This is a genomic window from Pseudomonas sp. DF11, from assembly GCF_058148565.1.
Genome location: NZ_JBYVYN010000008.1, coordinates 282,368 through 301,691, shown reverse-complemented (window position 1 = coordinate 301,691; position 19,324 = coordinate 282,368). Strand labels below are relative to the sequence as shown.

Annotated in this window: 18 protein-coding genes; 7 read left to right on the top strand and 11 right to left on the bottom strand. The window is 57.1% G+C overall.

Going from position 1 to position 19,324, the window contains the following annotated elements; all coding sequences use genetic code 11:
- Positions 1-81: 81 nt before the first annotated feature.
- On the bottom strand, positions 82-1,005 hold the full coding sequence (locus AC30D9_RS23220) for a LysR family transcriptional regulator (protein WP_307573831.1): 924 nt from the start codon (positions 1,003-1,005) through the stop codon (positions 82-84).
- Between the two features lie 126 nt (positions 1,006-1,131).
- Here AC30D9_RS23220 and AC30D9_RS23215 point away from each other — a divergent pair, with 126 nt between their 5' ends.
- A complete protein-coding gene (locus AC30D9_RS23215; RefSeq protein WP_116833102.1) occupies positions 1,132-1,878 on the top strand; it encodes a 3-oxoacyl-ACP reductase family protein in 747 nt (248 codons plus the stop codon).
- Positions 1,879-1,947: 69 nt separating this feature from the next.
- Here the strand turns inward: AC30D9_RS23215 and AC30D9_RS23210 are convergent, their stop codons facing one another.
- From AC30D9_RS23210 to AC30D9_RS23185, 6 genes are all read right to left on the bottom strand, one after another.
- Positions 1,948-2,643 (bottom strand): HAD-IA family hydrolase, encoded by a 696-nt coding sequence (locus AC30D9_RS23210; RefSeq protein WP_134925199.1) that lies wholly within the window; start codon positions 2,641-2,643, stop codon positions 1,948-1,950.
- Between the two features lie 195 nt (positions 2,644-2,838).
- Positions 2,839-3,222 carry a hypothetical protein gene (locus AC30D9_RS23205; protein WP_490144929.1) on the bottom strand — a complete coding sequence of 128 codons (384 nt, stop codon included), beginning with the start codon at positions 3,220-3,222 and terminating at the stop codon, positions 2,839-2,841.
- 88 nt (positions 3,223-3,310) lie between these two features.
- Positions 3,311-3,514, bottom strand: a complete 204-nt coding sequence (locus tag AC30D9_RS23200; protein ID WP_167659392.1) for a hypothetical protein — start codon at positions 3,512-3,514, stop codon at positions 3,311-3,313.
- Between the two features lie 251 nt (positions 3,515-3,765).
- Positions 3,766-4,176, bottom strand: coding sequence for a glycine zipper domain-containing protein (locus AC30D9_RS23195; RefSeq protein WP_134925201.1), 411 nt, complete (start codon positions 4,174-4,176; stop codon positions 3,766-3,768).
- A gap of 403 nt (positions 4,177-4,579) precedes the next feature.
- Complete coding sequence (locus AC30D9_RS23190) at positions 4,580-4,765, bottom strand: hypothetical protein (RefSeq protein ID WP_134925202.1); 186 nt, start codon at positions 4,763-4,765, stop codon at positions 4,580-4,582.
- A gap of 157 nt (positions 4,766-4,922) precedes the next feature.
- The gene (locus tag AC30D9_RS23185) at positions 4,923-7,112 is read right to left on the bottom strand and encodes a GAF domain-containing hybrid sensor histidine kinase/response regulator (RefSeq protein WP_490144928.1); all 2,190 of its coding nucleotides are present in this window, start codon (positions 7,110-7,112) and stop codon (positions 4,923-4,925) included.
- A gap of 564 nt (positions 7,113-7,676) precedes the next feature.
- Between AC30D9_RS23185 and AC30D9_RS23180 the strand changes: the two genes are divergently transcribed.
- Positions 7,677-7,955, top strand: coding sequence for a short-chain dehydrogenase (locus tag AC30D9_RS23180; RefSeq protein ID WP_490144927.1), 279 nt, complete (start codon positions 7,677-7,679; stop codon positions 7,953-7,955).
- Positions 7,956-8,291: 336 nt separating this feature from the next.
- The gene (locus tag AC30D9_RS23175; protein WP_134926673.1) at positions 8,292-8,558 is read left to right on the top strand and encodes a hypothetical protein; all 267 of its coding nucleotides are present in this window, start codon (positions 8,292-8,294) and stop codon (positions 8,556-8,558) included.
- A gap of 121 nt (positions 8,559-8,679) precedes the next feature.
- Here the strand turns inward: AC30D9_RS23175 and AC30D9_RS23170 are convergent, their stop codons facing one another.
- Entirely contained in the window at positions 8,680-9,303 is a 624-nt protein-coding gene (locus AC30D9_RS23170) for a hypothetical protein (protein ID WP_490144926.1), read from the bottom strand.
- A gap of 143 nt (positions 9,304-9,446) precedes the next feature.
- Between AC30D9_RS23170 and AC30D9_RS23165 the strand changes: the two genes are divergently transcribed.
- The 4 genes from AC30D9_RS23165 (at position 9,447) to AC30D9_RS23150 (ending at position 12,464) form a co-directional block, all read left to right on the top strand.
- Positions 9,447-10,124 (top strand): phytanoyl-CoA dioxygenase family protein, encoded by a 678-nt coding sequence (locus AC30D9_RS23165; protein WP_134925206.1) that lies wholly within the window; start codon positions 9,447-9,449, stop codon positions 10,122-10,124.
- 98 nt (positions 10,125-10,222) lie between these two features.
- On the top strand, positions 10,223-11,278 hold the full coding sequence (locus AC30D9_RS23160) for an alpha/beta hydrolase family protein (protein WP_490144925.1): 1,056 nt from the start codon (positions 10,223-10,225) through the stop codon (positions 11,276-11,278).
- An 89-nt stretch (positions 11,279-11,367) separates the two neighbouring features.
- Positions 11,368-11,757 (top strand): hypothetical protein, encoded by a 390-nt coding sequence (locus tag AC30D9_RS23155; RefSeq protein WP_307573846.1) that lies wholly within the window; start codon positions 11,368-11,370, stop codon positions 11,755-11,757.
- 20 nt (positions 11,758-11,777) lie between these two features.
- Entirely contained in the window at positions 11,778-12,464 is a 687-nt protein-coding gene (locus AC30D9_RS23150) for an HD domain-containing protein (RefSeq protein WP_307573847.1), read from the top strand.
- Positions 12,465-12,873: 409 nt separating this feature from the next.
- On the opposite strand, the gene AC30D9_RS23145 is transcribed toward AC30D9_RS23150, so the two are convergent.
- The 3 genes from AC30D9_RS23145 to AC30D9_RS23135 form a co-directional block, all read right to left on the bottom strand.
- A complete protein-coding gene (locus AC30D9_RS23145) occupies positions 12,874-13,275 on the bottom strand; it encodes a GFA family protein (protein ID WP_490144924.1) in 402 nt (133 codons plus the stop codon).
- Between the two features lie 499 nt (positions 13,276-13,774).
- Entirely contained in the window at positions 13,775-16,060 is a 2,286-nt protein-coding gene (locus tag AC30D9_RS23140) for an nSTAND3 domain-containing NTPase (protein ID WP_134925210.1), read from the bottom strand.
- 369 nt (positions 16,061-16,429) lie between these two features.
- Positions 16,430-19,219, bottom strand: a complete 2,790-nt coding sequence (locus AC30D9_RS23135) for a TrlF family AAA-like ATPase (RefSeq protein ID WP_432421872.1) — start codon at positions 19,217-19,219, stop codon at positions 16,430-16,432.
- Positions 19,220-19,324 lie beyond the last annotated feature (105 nt).

Genomic DNA, 19,324 nt, shown 5'->3' with positions numbered 1-19,324 from the left:
TGATCAGAAGTCTGTAAACACATCCAACTCTGTGGGAGCGAGCCTGCTCGCGATTGGGGCCAACTCGGTCCCAAGCCCAGCTCAAACCGCACTGAACCGCTGCGCCAGCCCCCGCTCGGCAAACTGCCCAATGATGAAATCCACGAACGCCCGGGTCTTGCCCGGCAAGAGTTTGTGCTCGGCGTAGTAGATGGAGATGTTGCCGTCATCGACATACCAGTCCGGCAACACCCGCTGCAGAACCCCGGATTCCAGGAAGGGAACGGCAATCGGCATGCTCACCAGGCCGATGCCCAAGCCTTGGGCGGCGGCGGCGCAGTCGGCTTCCGAATCGCTCATGGTCATGCGCGTCTTGAGCGTCAGTGGCCTGTGTTCTCGGCTGCGGCTGGTCAGTTGCCAGGAACGGACGCGCCCGGTCTGGGGCGAACGAATCAGGATGCCTTGGTGTTGTGACAGATCTTCCGGTTCTGTCACGGCGGCATGGCTTTGCAGATAGTCCGTGGATGCAACCAGCACCCGATGGGCCACCGTCAACTTGCGCGCCACCACGCCCTGGGGCAGTTCGAAACCGCCGCCGATGGCGGCATCGAAACCCTGGCCGATCAGGTCCACCTGGCGGTTATCGAAATGCCAGTCCGGGTTGATCGCCGGGTAGCGCCGCAGAAACTCTCCCAGCAAGGGCACGACATACAATCGACCGAACGCCGTGCCCATGCTCACCTTCAGCGTCCCCGCCGGTTGCCCTCCGGCGCTGGCCAGGTTGGCGACGGCGTTCTGGATAGTGTTGAAGCTGCTGCCAACTTCCCTCAGGAACAACTGACCGGCTTCGGTCAGCCTCAGGCTGCGGGTGCTGCGCTGGAACAGGCGTACGCCCATGCGCGCCTCCAGCTTGGCGACGCTTTTACCCACCGCTGCCGGGGTCACGCTCAAGCGTCGCGCCGCCTCGGCAAAGCTGCCGACTTCGGCACTGCGAACAAAGCATTCGATACTGCTGAAGGTTTCCATATGGGCCATTCCAAACTTTTGGTTTACACAGACTGTATCAACGAGCGTCTACACAGGCGATAACCAACGCTTGATACTCGCTCCATTCCCGCGGCACCACGCCTCGGTATCTTCTGGAGAATAGTTATGAGCACGCAAACACTGAGCGGTAAAGTCGCCTTGATCCAGGGCGGTTCTCGCGGCATCGGCGCCGCCATCGTCAAACGCCTTGCAGCAGAAGGCGCCGCCGTGGCCTTCACCTACGTCAGCTCTGGCGCCAAGTCTGAAGAACTGCAAAACAGCATCACCGCAGCAGGTGGCAAGGCCCTGGCGATCAAGGCCGACAGCGCCGACGCCGAGGCCGTCCGTAACGCCGTCGCCGCCACCGTCGAGGCTTTTGGGCGGTTGGACATCCTGGTCAACAATGCGGGCGTGCTGGCCATGGCGCCACTGGATGAATTCAAACTCGAAGATTTCGACCAGACCCTGGCCGTCAACGTGCGCAGCGTGTTCGTCGCCACCCAAGCGGCAGCGCGGCACATGGGCGAAGGTGGCCGGGTCATCAACATCGGCAGCACCAACGCCGACCGCATGCCCTTCGCCGGCGGCGCTACGTACGCCATGAGCAAATCCGCGCTGGTGGGCCTGACCAAAGGCCTGGCCCGTGACCTCGGCCCGCGCGGCATCACCGTCAACAACGTGCAGCCCGGCCCGGTGGACACTGACATGAACCCGGCCGACAGCGACTTCGCCTCCAGCCTGATGTCGCTGATGGCCATCGGGCGCTACGGCAACGTCGATGAAATCGCCAGCTTCGTCGCTTACCTGGCTGGGCCGGAAGCCGGCTACATCACCGGTGCCAGCCTGACCATCGACGGTGGTTTCGGCGCCTGATCCGGGCATGAAAAAACGCCGGTCATGGGTTCAACCATGACCGGCGTTTTGCGGTGTAGCGCGATAGTGTCAGGCCCACTCCAATTGCGGCAAACCGCAAAGGCCGGGCTGGAACATTTTCAACGAACGAAGGATCCCGTCGGCATGGGCGTATTTTTCGTCCGCCATGGCCGAATCCGGAATGGCAATGGCGGTCATGCCGGCGGCCTTGGCGGCCGTCACACCGAACGGTGAATCCTCGAACACCAGGCAGTCGCGCGGCGCTACACCCAGGCGCCGGGCAGCGGTGAGGAAGATATCCGGCGCCGGTTTGGCCGCGCCGACCTCAGGGTCATCCGCCGTCACGATGCAATCGAACAGCGCGAACCAATCCCGGTGCAGCGTGGTTTTCAGCGCGAACGTGGGGCTCGACGAACTGGTACCCACCGCGATCGGAATGTTGTGGGCTTTGAGATGGCGCACCAGTTCCTCGGCGCCGGGCATCCCCAGGGCATGAGGAAAACGCTCGCGCATCAAGGGCTCGCGGATGACCAGGAACTCCTGGGGAGTGATCGGCAACTCCAGCGCCTGGACGACGTAATTGGCCAGGTCCGTGGCCCCGCGCCCGATGATGTTCTGCTTGACGCTCCAATCGAAGGTGCGCCCATAGCGTTCGGCGATGATGGAGGTGACCTCGGTGTAGATACCCTCGGTGTCCAGCAACAGCCCATCCATGTCGAAAATCACAGCCTTGATCGGGCCAAACTCTTTCAGCGGTGCATTCATCGCATCTGATCCGTTATCAACACAACATTCCAGGGATGGCTCAGGTGCGGCCAGGGCAAGTGTTCGCCTTAAAGGATTCAGCAGGATAACGAAGGGGGCTTGGAGCCGGCAATGGGAAATCTGTGGATGAGTGCCATGGCGAGGGAGCGGGCTCCCTCACCCTAAAAGCGGACTGGTGTCGGAATAACGGGACGCTTACTGACCCGAGCTGCCTGAGCCACCCGCCCCCGAGCCACTGCCACCGGAGCTGCCACCGCTGCCGCTGGTACCGGTTCCGCCGTTGGTCCCACCGCTCGCGTCGGCACCGCCCATCGTGCTGCCGCCACTCATCGAACCGCTGCCCGTGCCGGGGCTGGTGCTGCTGCCGCTGGCATCGCCGCCATTGCCGCCCCCCACCGAGCCGGGGGGCAAGGCGTTACCGCTGGCACCGGAATTGGAGCCGGCCTCCATTTCCGTGGAAGGCGGCATCCCGCCCTTGTCCACGGGGGGCGTGCCGCTCGAGGATTGGGCGAAAGCAGCCAATGAACTGACCGAAAGAATCCCGGCGAGTGTCAGTGCTGTCATGTTGGACTTCATCATGGTGAGTCTCCTTTTCAAGATCCTTACCCGATGTGTGGCAAGCGTGGCTGGCCGAAGGTGCCGCTGAATCGACAGGCGGAACTGACAATCAGCTCGGCGTGCCGGAGGCATCGTCACCGGCGATGTCCGGATCATCCGGGGTCGCCTCGACATCCTCATCCTCGCTGGGTACCTGCTCCACTCCCGAATCGTCATCCGGTGGACGCTGATCGCGGCTCAGGGAGTTGGTTGGCGAAGGCAGCGGATATTCCGGGGTTTCATCCTCGATCAAGGGCACCTGGGCGTCATCCATCAGCGAACCGGGATCTTCATTGCCCGGGTCATTGACGACAGGCGCACCTGAGAAATCTTTCTCTTCCTTGCCTTGCGTTTGCGGCGTCATGGCATACCTCGCAATTGCTGATGGCTGTATGAATTCGAGACGGAGGAACGCCAATCGTTCCGGGAAATATCCAAGATACTCCCTCGCCATGGGGATGGGCAGGTAATTGCAGGTCAATAAAAAACCCGGCACAGGGCCGGGTCTTCTTGTCCAGACATCGCTTAACGATGCTTTCTCTTATGCTTGTGCTTCTTGCCGCCGGAATGGCCGTCGTCGTCATTGGACAGGTTGCTGCCCAACGCGCCGCCGGCCGCACCGCCAACGCCTGCGCCGATAGTGGAACCGGTGGAGCCGCCCAGACGGTTACCGACAATCGAACCACCGGCCGACCCCAGGCCACCGCCGATAGCGGCTTCCGTCCGGCTGCCCTTGCGCGCGCCCACCGCGCTGCCGGCTGCGCCGCCGACACCCGCGCCAATCGCGGCACCGGTGCTGCCGCCCATCTGCTGGCCGACCACATTGCCCAATACACCGCCCAGACCGCCGCCGACCGCAGCGGTACCGTCGCCGGCAGCCATCGCGCCCTGGGCAACCACCAGCCCCAGTACCAAGGTGGACAAAGTCAAACGCATGATAGAAACCTCAAGAATGCCGCATCGGGGAGAAATGGCCGGTGCGCGCGGGCGCGAGTTTACGCCAGACAGCGTCAGCCATGACGGTTGGACAACGAAACGGCGATTTATTTTATGACAGGCAAAAAAAAGCCCGCTGGGGAAACGGGCAGGTACTGCTTTCTAACGGATGAGCTCAGAGTACGTACCTGCTTGTGAAAGAAACGTGAAAGAAAACACCGGTTGAGAAAAGATTTTGATTGTTCCCAAGCTCCTGCATGGAAGTGCATCCCGTGACGCTCTGCATCACCTTCCAGAAGCGGAACGCGGAGCGTCCCTGGCGGCGTTCCCACGCAGGAGGTGGGAACGAAAAAAAGGGCTGCCATGCAGCCCGGCGGGAGCAAGCTCCCCTACCACGATTCCGTCATTTCTTGACCGGAACCCTGGGCAAGAACTTGGCCTTTTCCCCTCGTTGAACTTTAGCCACCTTCGTCCTGATGGACTTGATCGGCTCATCACCAAAATCCGCATGATAAGTCGACTGACCACACTGCAATCCTTCGTTGATCGGATACGCGGCGGTGCTCTCCTCGCTGTACGGTGTTCCCATTGCCTTTCCCCTTTTCATCGAGGCCCATATCGGCAACAACCGGTTGCCTGAAAATATCGGCCTTCACGTCAATGAGACTAGTCGGTCATCAACAGACTGTTGATTCAACAAAACCCTTGGCCGACGAATGGAACTCACTGTTTCAAAACGGAAACACTCATTCAGCCCCCAGTATCGTCCTGTTTAAAACCCGGGCAACCTGATCGGCCGAATAGGGTTTGGACAGGAACTCAAAGCCCTCATGCCCACTGTGGGCCAACTCTTCGCTGTAACCGGAAGTGAGTACCACGGGCAGATCCGGGCGACGCTGGCGCAGTTCCCTGGCCAAAGCGATACCGCTGATGCCCGGCATCACCACGTCAGAAAATATCGCGTCGAATGCCATCGCCTCCGGGCCGACCATTTCCAGTGCTTCTTTGGCGTTGGTCGCCCAGGCGGTCTCGTAGCCCAGGTCCTGGAGGATCTGGTTGGCAAAACGCCCGACCTCCAGGTTGTCTTCCACGATCAACACTCGACGCTTGCCCTTTTCCAGCACCAGGTGCGTGACCTCTTCCCTGACCGGCTCGTGGTTTTTCTCGGGCGCCACTTCCGGAAGGTACAAAGTGAACACCGTCCCTTCGCCCACCACGGTCGAAACATCGACGTTGCCACCGGACTGCTTGGCAAAGCCGAACACCTGAGACAAGCCCAGCCCCGTGCCCTTGCCCACTTCCTTGGTGGTGAAGAAGGGTTCGAAGATGTGCTCGAGCACTTGCGAGTCAATACCGGTACCGGTGTCGGCCAAGGCAATGGCAGCAAAGGATTGCCCGGCCCCGGCATGACCACGGATCGGCGGCATGCCACCGCCGCAACTGACCCGAAGCCACAGCGTGCCCTGGCCATTCATGGCATCCCGGGCATTGAGGGCCATGTTGATCAACGCCGTCTCGAACTGGCTCAGATCCGCGCGGATGTAACAGGGTCGGTCGCACAACTCGACGTTGACCTGAATCCGTGCCCCGGTGACGGTTTGCAGCATGTCTCCCAGGCTCTGTACTTGCTTGCCCACATCGATGACTTCTGGCTTCAACGGCTGGCGCCGAGCAAACGCGAGCAACTGGCTGGTCAACTTGGAGGCGCGATCCACGGTTTCGGACACCGCCGTCATGTAGCGTTGCCGGCGCTCTTCGGACAGGTTGGGCATGCGCAGGAAGTCCACCGAAGAACGGATGATCGTCAGCAGGTTGTTGAAGTCATGGGCCACGCCGCCGGTGAGCTGGCCGATGGCTTCGAGTTTTTGCGACTGGCGCAGCGCCGCTTCGGTCTGTTTCAAGCGCATGGTGCGCTCCTCGACCCGTTCCTCCAGCGTCGCGTTCAATTCGGCCAGGGCCGCCAGGCCCTCGCGCACGGCAGCGTCGGCACGGGCGCGCTCGATGTGGGCCCAGGAGCGCTCCGTGACTTCCACCAACAGCGCCAGGTCGTTGGACGACCAGACCCGCGGCGCTTTATCGTGTATGGCCATCAGCGCGGTCAATCTCCCGCCCTTGATCAACGGCACGCAGATGGTGGCCGCGATACCAATGGCCTGGAATGTAGCCGCTTCCTCCGGCGCCAGCTCCTTGAGGTTATCGTTGATCACCAGTGGCTTGCCGGCCCGCAGGTTGGCAACAGCCAGCCGACCGAAATCAGCCAGCCGATAATGCCCAAGGATATGGGGCGAGCCCGCCCTGGCCCAATCGCCGCGAATGGTGAAACCGTCCTCGTCTTCATCCATGTCTGCGTAGGCGCAATTGGACAGATTCAGGTGCGCCGCCAGGATCCGTGTGGTGGTCGCCATGATGGTCTGCGGGTCGGTGGCGTTCGCCACGGCGTTGCCAATGGCATCGAGCACGGCCAGGCGCTGGGTCATGAACACCGTCGAGGTGGTCTCGGTGACCGTATCCAGCATGCCCACGACCTTGCCGAACTGATCACGGATGGGGCTATAGCAGAAAGTGAAATAAGCCTGCTCAGGACCGCCGCCGCGCTCGATGACCAGGGGGAAGTTCTCTATATAAGTCGCTTGCCCTTCAAAGGCCGCGCGCGCAATCGGCTCGATATCGCTCCAGACCTCCTGCCACACCTCATCGAACCGCCGGCCCAGCGCCTCAGGCTTGCTGCCAAGGATCGGCAGGAACGCATCGTTGTACAACGTGATCAGGTCCGGCCCCCATACGATGGCCTGGGGAAAATGCGAGGCGAGGCTCAGCGCCACAGTGGTCTTCAGCACATCAGGCCACTGCGCAGGCGGCCCGAGCGGCGTGTCCTTCCAAGGATGGCGGCGGACCCGTTCGGCCATTTCTCCATAGCTCTGGAGCCAATCAGTCATTGCGTTCGATCCTTCTGAGCCGCCAATACCAACGAGGGAAAAGCTTGTGACCTCAAGCACGGCCGTATTATCCCGCGCAGGGTGGGAATGCGCGATTGGATTGTGGAATGTGTCGGGCTGTAGATGGGGGGTGAATGGCGAAAATGGGTTGTTGGGCTACAGAAACATCCTACACATCGTCGGGAATTGCACTGATGTAGGCGAGGAAACTGCAAAGTTGTAAGACGTACAGCTCGGATACGTACGACGATGGCAACGTCCTACATGTGATTGGGAATCCCCTTCCCTATCAATCCCTTGCGTATTTTTTGCGGTGACGACTATAGTCTTGGCGTCGCCCAGATGGCGACCGGGTTTGGCGACTCGATTGACACAAGTGCAACGGTGCTTTCTGCTGTGGCAGAAGCACGCTCATGCTCACAGAAACTGCTTTATGGCAGCTGTGCGCGGGAGACCTTCGGGTCTGCCGGCTCCTTGTGTCTCCGGTTCGCCAACCTGCGTACAGCTGTCACCCTTTGTTTGGCGACAAAGTGTGGCAGTTCATTCATGACACAAGGAATTGATATGAACCGATATATGGGCCTCACCAGCAACGCCGACGACCAACCTCTCTACGTCGATACCACCGCCCCGCTACACATCCTGCTCGACTCAGCCGCCTACCGAATCCGTGCCGCCACCCAATTCCTGGAAAACTTGGCAATGCGCGATGAACTGACCATCGACCCCGCGACCCTTCAGGATCTGGCACAGCTTTGCTGCATCCCGCTGCGTGATGGGTGCGACGTGATGGATGTGATTGCACGACGACTGGATGCGGCACCGGCAGGCTTCACGTCATAATCCCGACGCGGTGGCGAAAGTGTTAACTAATCAAACCCAATCACCGGCAAACACTGAACCTGTGGCGAGGGGATTTATCCCCGTTGGGCTGCGCAGCAGCCCTTAACCCAACCAACACAGTGTCCCAGGTTGGGCGCGCACAGTTTTTGGGACTGCTGCGCAGTCCAACGGGGATAAATCCCCTCGCCACGGGCCCATCGTTTTTCTTAAGTGAACAGCATTACGACGGTACCGCGATATTTTGAAACGCCAGAAACACAGAGCTTCCCCTTCAACACGAATCTGAGGCTTCCGGTGAAGAGAGAAATAGATTTGGCTGTAGTGGAGGACTTCCCAATGGCGCAAGCCCCTACCGACAGTGTCGCAGCTCAGGTCCGCAGGCTTGCTGAAGCCCACAATGTCACTGCTGATCTTGACGCCATGAGTCGTATGGCCGTGGCCATCCCCCGTCTTGCTGGCGATGTCGTCGAGCTGGATAACGTCGAACAGTTGCTCGTCAATCTCAAGAGAAAAGGCATTCTGAGCAAGTCTGAAATCCTGATACTCCATGGCACGTACCTTCAGGAGAAGAGACGCGCCAAGAAGCGCTTTGAGACCTGCTAACCAAATGGTCGGCTCATTCTGCTGCAGCCCATACGGATGCTGATCTGCGACTTTTCAGAAAAGTGGGTTCTTCAATAGCAAAGGCCAAGAACCCAGCTTTGTATCGGGCAGCTTCCGGGACCTACTCAACAACCCCGTTATAAACAACCGTCGCACTCCCCTCCTTCTTGACCACGAGCTTATTCCCCTGCGCCATGGCCTCGACCAATTCAGAACACCCATCCACCTCACGCTTCCCATCAACGCGTTCGGCCTGGGTATCGAAACTAAATACATAGGTCGACGCAGGGCAGGCATTGCCTCCCTCACCCGTGGAAACGACCAGCACATACTTGCTCGGGCCAAACGTATAAGCCTTTTCAATCGTCACATAACCGGTGTATTCGACTTGCTCGACGATTGATTCCATAACGTTCATCACGCCAGCCCTGGATCGATAATTCAGCGCGGTCGTCATCGCCTGGGTCTGGGTTGTGAACGGTCCGGCACGCTCGGCGTTGACGGGCAATGGTTCATAAGCAACGCCCGGGGGTGCGGGAGGTGCCGGTTGAGGCTTGGTGGCGGGCTTTGCAACGAGGCTTTGCTGGGGTTCTGGAAGATCGCATAGGCCGTTTTTACAAATGAAATCCCCCTGGCAGTCGATGTCTTCCGAGCACTGGTTCGTTTCTTCGAAGGTGCTCTGGTCGGCCTTGGCGTAGCCAACGACGGCCAGTGCCAGGAGAGTGCAGGCAAACAAACGCTTCATCGATGAAGTCCTTTTCTTGGATGGTGGCCGATGATAACTGCAAACCTCCCGGGTTTGCTCCGGTCAATTTCCAGTGTCCGGTAGCCCTCTGTTGGTTTGAATACTAGCCTTGCAAACGTCCCCACAAGGAAGTCGAGACCTCCATGGCTGATCGCGAACAACTCCATCGAGACGGCTACGTCCTGCTCCGCCAAGCGATCCCGAACGAATGGCTGGCTGACCTGCGTAGCGTGTTCGACGCAGGCGTGCGGCCGTCGGATCAATGGCCAGTGCCCCGTGGCATGGACTGGCGCTATTCAATGTTGGACGATGATTCGAAGATTCAGGCGGTGTGTCGTCTGCCCCAACTACTGGCGGTGGCAGGCGAGTTGATCGGCGAACGGTTCTTCCTCTCCCAAGTGGAAGGACGCGAGCCCCTGGCCGGTTGCGGCCACCAACAATTGCACCGCGACTTGTCGGCCCAGCGGCCAGGCGACATCGCCATCGCCCTGGCCTTCTTCGACGATTACGGCCCCCAGAACGGCGCGACACGGATCGTCCCCGGCAGCCATCGCCCGAAGCCGGGAGCACCACCCTTGGACCTCAATGACGAGTCCCGCTCTGTACAGTTGTCAGGCTGCGCCGGCGACATCCTGGTGTTCGATGTCGATCTGGTGCACGCCGGCAGCCTGAACGTGATCGGCACACGCCGTCGATCAATTCTGATCAGCTACTGCTCGGAGTCGTTATACGCATCACACCTGGAAACCGCAGCGCTACGAAATATTCGTATGGACACCCGCGATCGATTCGCCCCTGCGGATTTTGCTTTCAGAAGCTAGGTTTTTTGCTCGATGAAAGTTGTGCGCTACGTTTCGAATCTGAGCTTTAATGCCCGTGTTTATCTCCCCCCCTTCGTCAAATCAAGGAAGAAACGACATTGAAAACAGCTTTCGGCGCCCTGTTGCTGGCTTGCCTGACGACTACCGCATTGGCTGATGAAAACCCCGTCGGCTTCCAATCCTCCACCCTGCCGGATCCGCACAATGGCCGCGCACTGGAGATGGTCGTCTGGTACCCCAGCGCAACCTCCGCAACCGCGCAACTGATCGGCGATAATGCGGTGTTTGTCGGCGCGTCTGCCGTGCGTAACGCGCCGCCCACTGCCGGCGAACATCCATTGGTAGTGCTCTCCCACGGCTACAGGGGTAACTGGGGTAATCAGATTTGGCTCGCCAGTTCCTTGGCCCAGAAAGGTTACATCGTCGCCGCCATCAACCACCCCGGCAGCACCACCCATGACCGCAGCCCTCAAGCAGCGGCACAGCTATGGCAGCGGCCGGTTGATCTGCGTCGGGCCATTGATGCGGTCACGGCTCAACCGGAAAAATTTGGCCGGGTCGCCAATGGTCGAATTGCAGCCGTGGGCCACTCACTCGGCGGCTGGACCGCCCTGGAGATCGCTGGCGCTCGTTTCGATCCCGAGCGCTTCGCCCAGGACTGCAAAGCCCATTCGCAGTTAGCCAGTTGCACCGTCTACCAGCAGATGAATCCCGCCAGCACCGCTGAAGCAAAAGCCGAACTGGCCGCCGATTGGCGGGATAAACGTGTGACTGCGGTGGTGGCATTGGACCTGGGCCTTTCCCGGGGCCTGACGGATGAAAGCCTGGCCGCGCTGCCTGTCCCTGCCCTGGTGATCGCTGCCGGTGTGCCATCGCAAGAACTTCCCGCTGAGTTGGAGTCTGCCAATCTGGCCAAGCGTCTGCCCCAGGCGTCAAGCCGTTACGTCGAGATCAAAGACGCGAGCCATTTCAGTTTCATGTCGATGTGTAAGCCGGGTGCGCAGGAAATGCTTGAAGAGGAAGTGCCGGGGGATGGGATCATTTGTCGGGATGGTGATGGCGGGCGTGCTCGAGGAGTGATCCAGCAGCAAGTTGCGTCATTGATTGCAGAGTTTTTGGCGCAATCAGTTGGGTACAAAGAAGGTGATTTGTGAACGGCCCCACTCTCGTCAAAGAGATGTCTCTTCCCCGATAGTTTCAGACTTTACTATCCTACGCCCCACGCCAAACGGAATTCGCCAAGATGTATCTGCGTTCAAGCTTGTTGTGCCTGTGCCTTTTCAGCAGCCTGAGCCAGGCCGCTGTCAATTGTTCTGCCCTGGCAGAAAAGCTTTCCGGAACGGTGCCTGAATTCCATCCATCAGTGCAAGGCAAGGTCATCGGCACAGGGCGTCTGCATTTCCACGAAGCGCCGGATGAAGCCTGTGCCAATAAAAAGATTTTCGTAATACCCGGCGACTCCCTCACCATTTACTCCAGCCTTGAAGACGAATCATGGCTGGAAGTGAACTTCATCGCCAAAAGCGGCGACGACTATACCGGTTGGGTAAAGGCTGATCGGGTCGAGATTGGCGTACCTTACGGAGCGCCACCGGAGGATGCCGACGACGCGCCGGCGGATGACGCCCAATAATTCATATGGGGAAAAATACGATGACGGGGTCGCCAGAAGGGAGCGGTCTATTCCCGGCCAGCACACCCGATGACCTGGACGTGGCTGATGACACGGGCTTCGCCGCCTGGGCTCGCGTCTGGGCGGAGCTTGGCGTCGGATGCGCGTCACGAGAGACGTATGAAGAACTCGCTCGACACTACTGCGAGCCGCATCGCGCTTACCACAACCTCCAGCATCTGAAGGAATGCCTTCAGGTGCGCCGACTCGTCAACGCTACCTGCCAGGCCCCCGCCGAAGTCGACCTCGCGCTGTGGTTTCATGATGCGATCTACGACCCCCTTCGCAGCGACAACGAACTGCGCAGTGCCCAATGGTTGGATGACGTGGCACGCGCTAACGGCCTGGGCGATGAAACGCGACGCAGGCTTTATGATCTGGTGATGGTGACCCGACACGACGGTGCCCCGGCGTCGGCAGATGAAGCGGTGTTGGTGGACACGGATCTGGCGATCCTTGGGGCATCGTTCGAGCGGTTCGAGGAGTACGATCAGCAAATTCGCCGCGAGTACCAGTTTGTGCCGCTGCCTGTGTACCGCCAAAAGCGGCGTCAGGTCCTTGAAGGCTTTCTGGCACGCGGGCGCATTTATACGACCGCGCCGTACTTCGACGCATTCGAGCAGCAGGCACGTGCGAATCTTGCACGCGCCATTGACCGCCTTGACTGAAGATTCAAGCGGCTAAGGGATATTCAACTTCGCCGACGCTCGACCACGATGACCGGCGTCATTCGGAAAATTGGGACTCAGCCATCCGATCAAGCTTCAAATCGTAAGCGTTCGGCAATATACGCTGCTCACCAGTTTTGTATTTTGATCAAGGTGACGTGCTCGCCGAATTTAAACTTACTGCGCCGGGAGAATCATACCGTTTGACAAACCGACGCTCGTCTATTGCATAGCCTTGCTGCTGATAAAAAATGTGAGCCTGTATTCGGTGGTCACTGCTCGTCACCTCAGCCCGAACGCAAAGTTGCTCTGTAAAAATGCGTCAGCAGCGGAAACTAGACCTATCGTTTGCATCGAACTTAACCAGCACACTGCGTGGCTGAGACCGGCAGAAAGCGATCCAAAGCCGTCAATCGACCTGAGAGCATAGGTTAGATGATTTGAACCAGAGGACTGCGGAATCGACATGAACATGCTTCTGCTTTTGAGGCAGGAAGGGTGTATCAAGCGTGCCCAACGCTATCGAGACCCAGTCGGAGAACCTACCTTCAGATCGTGACCAGAACAGAGTCGAGCCGCAGTCCATGCAGAACTCGCGTACTACTGTCGCTGACGAAGCATAGGTTTTGATGCTGGTGGAACCGCGAAGTATTCGAAGCGCGCTGCGCGGAATGCTGCCGTACGAAGCGAATGCTGCCCCGTGACCTTTGCGACACTGGTCGCAATGACAATGACTCACTGCTTTTGGTGAGACGAGTAACTCGTAACTGACGGCAGCGCATAAGCAGCTTCCTTGGTATACCTGTGTCATAAGCTGTTCCGTGCAGATGAGAAACGCCAGCGTAACCGTCCCGGCCCAATCAGTCGACCGACCGCAATTGGCCGATTTTCTGCCGGTGCTGATCGGCTGCAATCGGCCGATTCAGTTGAAAAAGTCGGTCTGCTCAAACTGCCTGATCATTGACTGGTGAGAAAGCCTTTTTTGCACCCTGCTACGTGAAATCCGAGTCCGAAAGCCTCTGCCAAAAGTAAAGATTTCAATCTCGGACGCGTACTTTTCTGATGCGCAAACCGTGGCCGACTTTTTCAACAGAATCGGCCAGAATCGAACGTTGGATCTCTGAACTTTGAAAAAAGAGGTGTAAACAGGCGCAACTATCCAACTGAGACAGTAGTACTCCTAGCGCAATGCTCTTACTCTCTCGACAGCTAAGTTCAGCCGCGATTAGGTCTGACGGGCGGGAGCTGAGACCGCGCCAAGAGACCGGTTCGGAATTTGTGAATGAAGGGGCCTGTTCTTTGGAGCTGGCCTAGCGTTCAAGGAGAGGGGTAAAAAGGTCTCGAAGAGCGCGATCATCAAATTTTTCCCCGTCCTGCCTGCTCGATGAGGGGAAGTTCGGAGAGGAGGCGTGACTGCTTCGACCTTCAATCTCGCCTATGCGATCCTCGATAGCTGACACGGCGCTATCCAACTTAGCCTTTGGTACACCAAAACGCGGCGCGAACTTTTTCAAGGTATCGATCCGGTCCGAAAGGGAGGACTCACTATCATCCTCGCGAATGCGACTAGCGTTATCGTCGAACTCTTCGAGCACAGCCGTTTGCAAGGCACAAATAATGCTGTGGGGCAGCCCATTCGCAGCATCCACTACATCGACAAGAGTCGAGAGCGTGTCACTTGAACTCCACCTTATGGTGTCGGTAAGAGCCTTTTCAATGAGTTCTAGAAATTCGGCTTCATAAATGAATGGCTGACCATTCCCCCTACCGTCTCGCAGGGAAAAAAACTCGATCAGAGCCTCTCCGTCTGACCATGCACTGAAGCCCTGCAGTGGATTGCGCGCAATCTTGATGATGCTGTCGGCAAACCGTCGGTCGTATGTGATCTCCCACCAATCCATGAGCATCCGGAGCCGCCTGGAGTTTGCAGCATCGTTGTATTCGAGTGAGCGGACATCACCGGTTCGCGGACGCCAGTGCGGGCGCTCTTCAATCATCTCGACCATATCAGCACAGGCTCTGGCGATCTTCGCTTGGTCGGCCTCACTAAGCCCAGACGGGTGTACGAAGTCCCAAAGGTTAGACAGCCAGTCGATTGAGACCGCCGTGGGAACAAGGCGAATGAGTAGATCTGTATCCAGCAGGTAGGTTGAGAGATAGTCTTTGAGCGAAGGATTGAGAAAAGAAACCCTTGGCCCGTCGATGTTGACGACGTTGACGAAGCTGCCCTCCAGAATGCGAAGGCCTTCTTCGAAATCTTTAGGGCCATGGGCTAGACCGTAGGCCGTGCTTATTGCGTTATGCAGAGCATCGAAAGATGAGCGAAGAACCGTGATTGGAACCCCGTACTCTGACAGGAAAAACATCGCCATCAGGAGATGCCTGCACCGATGATCTATGTGCGTCCGGAATGCGGTGTCCCAAATCTGGCTTGGATTGTTCAGGGCGCTGATAAAGGCAGTGGGATAGTCAGCAGGTTCAATGTCACTGACGCGAAATGCATCGGTCATTGCCTCGATGACTCGTGGATTATAGTTCTTGTGATCAACAATTTCCGGAAGTCTCTTGCTCTCTAACAACGCACGGATATACGACTGCGGCGTCTTTGACACAAAAAGGTGGTTGTAGAGAATGCGCGCCTTTATGCGGCGAGTGTAAACTCCAACATCAAGCACGTACTTCGTCACATCAAGGCGCTGATCACCAAGATGTTCAGAGACTCTACGGGCTTCCTCAAATATATAACCTCTCGTTGTCAGAATGAAACGTGCATTAGGTGAACGACGTATGCGGCTCATGAAGCGCGCAAGGTCAGAATCTTTATGTGCCAAAGCTTGTCGATCAAGGGCGACCTTTCCAAGAAAGTCGTCGAAGAGAAATATCTGCTTCTTGCTGTCGTTAATAGCGGCGAAACCGTCTTCCAGACTACGGATGGGGATAAGCTCCCACTCCTCGCTTAGAAAGGTGTAGCAAAGCATCTCGGCCAGTGTCGTTTTGCCGACGCCCGGCGGCCCGGATATGATGAGAAGCCGATGTTTTTCTAGTGTCACCAGTGATTCGTCGAAGCTGGGGTTTGATGCGTAGACACGAACCTTTTGTTCGATATCTTCACGTGTTAGCGCTGCAAAGGTATGCGCTGCCGCATATACGACCCGCTCCAAAACCCCCACCCCCGAGAGCCAGAGTTTGATGTGAGACTTGAGAATGTCTGGGTACTTCCGAAGAAGACCATTGAGGTCTTCCGGACCAAAAATATCCACCTCAGATTTCAAACCTGGCCCTATGAGCGGCGCGAGCTTACTTTTTCCAAGCGGAGTAAACCTACAGGAGGTCGCGAGTATGTAACGGGCGGGAGCCAGCTTATCGATTGAAGGACGCTCACGCTTCATGGCCGCCGTTAATTTGCTGAACGGCGAACCTTCATAATGCTTCGCCTGTAGAACAACGTTTCCGCTGGCGTGCGCGTGCCGACCGTCAATACCACCATCTGGGCCTGCGCAGAAGGCCTCAAAGCGGAGCCCTTCTTCTTTTCCGATGAGGTCCCGGACGAGATCCTCAAAGTCCGCCGATGAGAGATTTTTGAAGTCGTAGCTCATGCTGCGTTATTACTCCAATCCGCGCCAAGGTCAGGTCGCTAATACTCGTAAGACTGAAGATCATCCACAGGTACCTTTGCTGTCGAACCTGACCGGATGCGATCAGCATGACACGTGAGTTAGAAGTCGAGGCGGAGTGCCCGGTGGATCGACGGGTTCGCGCTGGCATCTGATACTACAACGATGTTTAAGACAGCAAGCGGTTATTCAATGGCGTCAAAACGATTGAGTTTCTCTGTTGATTGTCTTAGCCCCGGTGTCCGAGAGACAGGCAGCAATCGACCAAAGAGCGGCCATTCTGCCTGCTACACGAATTGGCCCCCCATACCTTTGCTTGTCCTATGGACTCGCCACGGACTGCGTCCGAGTTTAGAAGTGATACTTGTCGAGTCGACGTTTAAAGGCTTCTTCCGATCCCTCCATGATGTCCAGCACTGCAGTAGCTGTATCAGCTCTGTCCAAGCCGCCCGATGCAAGCCTTACGCCAAATCCTCGTTCCACCTCTAAGGCATACACTAGGTCGGTGTCGGCATTTACGGGAAGGTTGGCGTTGTGCGTGGCCAATATCAACTGACGCTGATTTTTGACCTTACGCAGTAACGGCACGAGCTCGCGATAGATAAACTTTGAGTCCAGTTCGTCCTCAGGTTGGTCGATGACAATCGGCCCCTCTCCTTTGGCCAGGAGTAAATTGAGGACGGCTGTGTTGCGCTGACCTTCCGACAGGGCCTTGCTCTGAACACTACCGACCAATGTCCTATCGGCCCGGTACAGCTCAATGTCTACACGCTCCTCGACACGAGTGAGTCGAGCGTTTCGCCAAGCGTCTTTTTGGGATATGACGTAGGGCTTCAGCTCATCTCGGTATTCCAGCAGGGATCGCGGGAAGTCTCTCCGCTCAGCTAGCACCTCACGAATGTGAAGCCAGGGTGAATCTGCCCCCTGTGGATGCCGGGAAAAGCTCTCAAATAGTTGCTTGCCGATATGCTCCCAGGCTCTCCCAAGGCGACTGCGACCGTCTGGTGCCATTTCGTTCCATGCCCGAATGAAGCCCGCTGCATCTGCCATTTTCTGAATGATGAGGCGTATTGAGCCTTGTGCCCTGTCATTAATCTCAAGGGCGGCTTGATGGCGAACATTGAATTGCTGCTCCCATAAAGCGTCCATGTCCTCCATCGCTGTGTTCAAACGCTCACGCTGCGGGGAAAGAACTCCTAGGCGCTCCTCTTTCTGCAGTAGCAATTGCATTTTTGCTTGGCGGGCCCTATCGATCTCTTGCAGTCGTGCCACGTCCTGAGGCTGAAGTCCTCGCTCTCTACATGCCAGAAGAAACGTATCCTTTGTGCCCTCTAGCTCCTTTGAAACTCGTTCCCAACCATCACCATGTTGAAAGAGCTTGATCGCTTCTTGCTGGAGCTGAGCCGCCAATTCGGCTGCCTTCGTCCGATATATCTCCCTAATCTGGGCTGCTTCACGAGTGAACTCATTGAACCACCCTGACCTAGGCCAGACCTCTACCTGGCCATTGTTGAGTGCGCCTCGAGAAGACAGATCGTCGGCTAGTAGGGAGAAACGCTGGATGTCTTCATTAATCTGAGTTTGGACCTGCTCAAAGTAACATCGGGCAGCCTCCGCGTACTGGTATTGTTGCGCCTCCGCTTGAACCTCACTCCGGGCCTGCCACTGTCGATTTAACTCTTGGAGCTCCTGTTTGAGGACGTTGATCTCGTCGGTCAGAGCTTGAATCTGATCGACGCCTGCAAAAAGCTGATGGATCTCGGCACGGAGAGTACTTTCCTGGCCCTTTAAACCCTGGAGCTCAGTTGAACAAGCCTCGTCGATCATCGCCAACAAGCTATCGCCGCCATCCACGTCCGTGAGTTCACTGAGCTGCTGTTGGCTATAGAACTGCACCGGAAGCTGCCGGAGAAAGACCTCAAGATCATGTGCTTCTCCTTGAATTAATACGTGCCCATCCCGTGGTCTCAGCGAGATGACATCTATCTGGCCAGGAATACTCTCCCAGCCGACCTGAACCTCTGCCTCTTCAGTAAAGGTTGCCCGTACACGGTCGAATTTCGCCTTGGTAGAGGCCGAGAAAGCACCTCCTTGGTCACGGCCGAATGCGAACCGAAGGAGCTCAAGAACTGTGGATTTCCCCGTGCCCCGTCCGCCGATTAAGGTGTTGAGGTTTGGTGAGAAAAAGATCTCTTGGTCAGCGAGAAACTTAAAGCCGCGACATTTCAGAAAAACGATCCTGGGGTGAGTCTGCTGATCCGAAGGGCGGGCCGGTTGGAGTCGAAGCCGTGACTTGCCATCGAGGAAGGCTTGGCGCAGTGAGTTGATCGAAGGCTTAGATGACTTAACCCAGGTGTGGCGATAGCCCAGAGCATTCGCTAGAGGAACCCCATCTTCGTCCATTTTCAGTGACTTTGCGTCCGAGGACTGAACGTATGCTGGCTGTCGTCCTCCACGCGACCAGTTTCTATCCCTCCCTTCCAAGATCGAGCTATATCTTGGAGGCATTGGGTAAGTTGTTACCTCTACGGCTAGCAGTCCTGGCAGCTTGTAGTCATCCATATTTCGGCCGGCTGCAAGCAAACCATCCTCCTGGTCAGCGTGTGCAGCAATCACAATACCGCCATGATCTTTCTGAACGACATCCAGCAAGGTCTTGAGACTGACAGGCTCGTCCCCGCGACGTAAGGCATTGGGCATTCCGCCTCTGAATCGCTGATTTTCGGCCAATCCCAATTTAATAAGGATCATATTGACGCGCCGGAGGTGGCTCACTTTCGTAGCAGGTTCAAACAAGCACAGAACGTGGTAACCGAGATCTACCTCAAAACCGGGAAAAATGAAGAGCGGTGGTCTATCAAGTTCTCTGGCAACGGTTTTGTTCTGCTCGACGAGGTGCGTGAGAAACCAATCACGAGGTTCAGTTTTCTCTGAAAAGTTGTGGTCGGTGATACCGATAGCCTCGAGCTCTAGCTCGTGACACCGCATTAGGAAACGTTTGGCCTTGTTTTGGATATCACTTTCGTCAGGCTCACCATTTCGTAAAGGTCGACGTGGATTCTGTAGGCGCAAATCGTCGTCCGCCCAGTGCCTATTGTCCTCCGGCGTCTGGACTTGGAAATCCATTTTGAACCAGCGCATACCTTGATATCCGCCCACCTATGCCTCCTTGCTTTGTAGAGTCGTAATTCCGCTCGTGAACAACAGACCCGGTTGCTTCCATACTTGTATGGAAATTACTTCGAT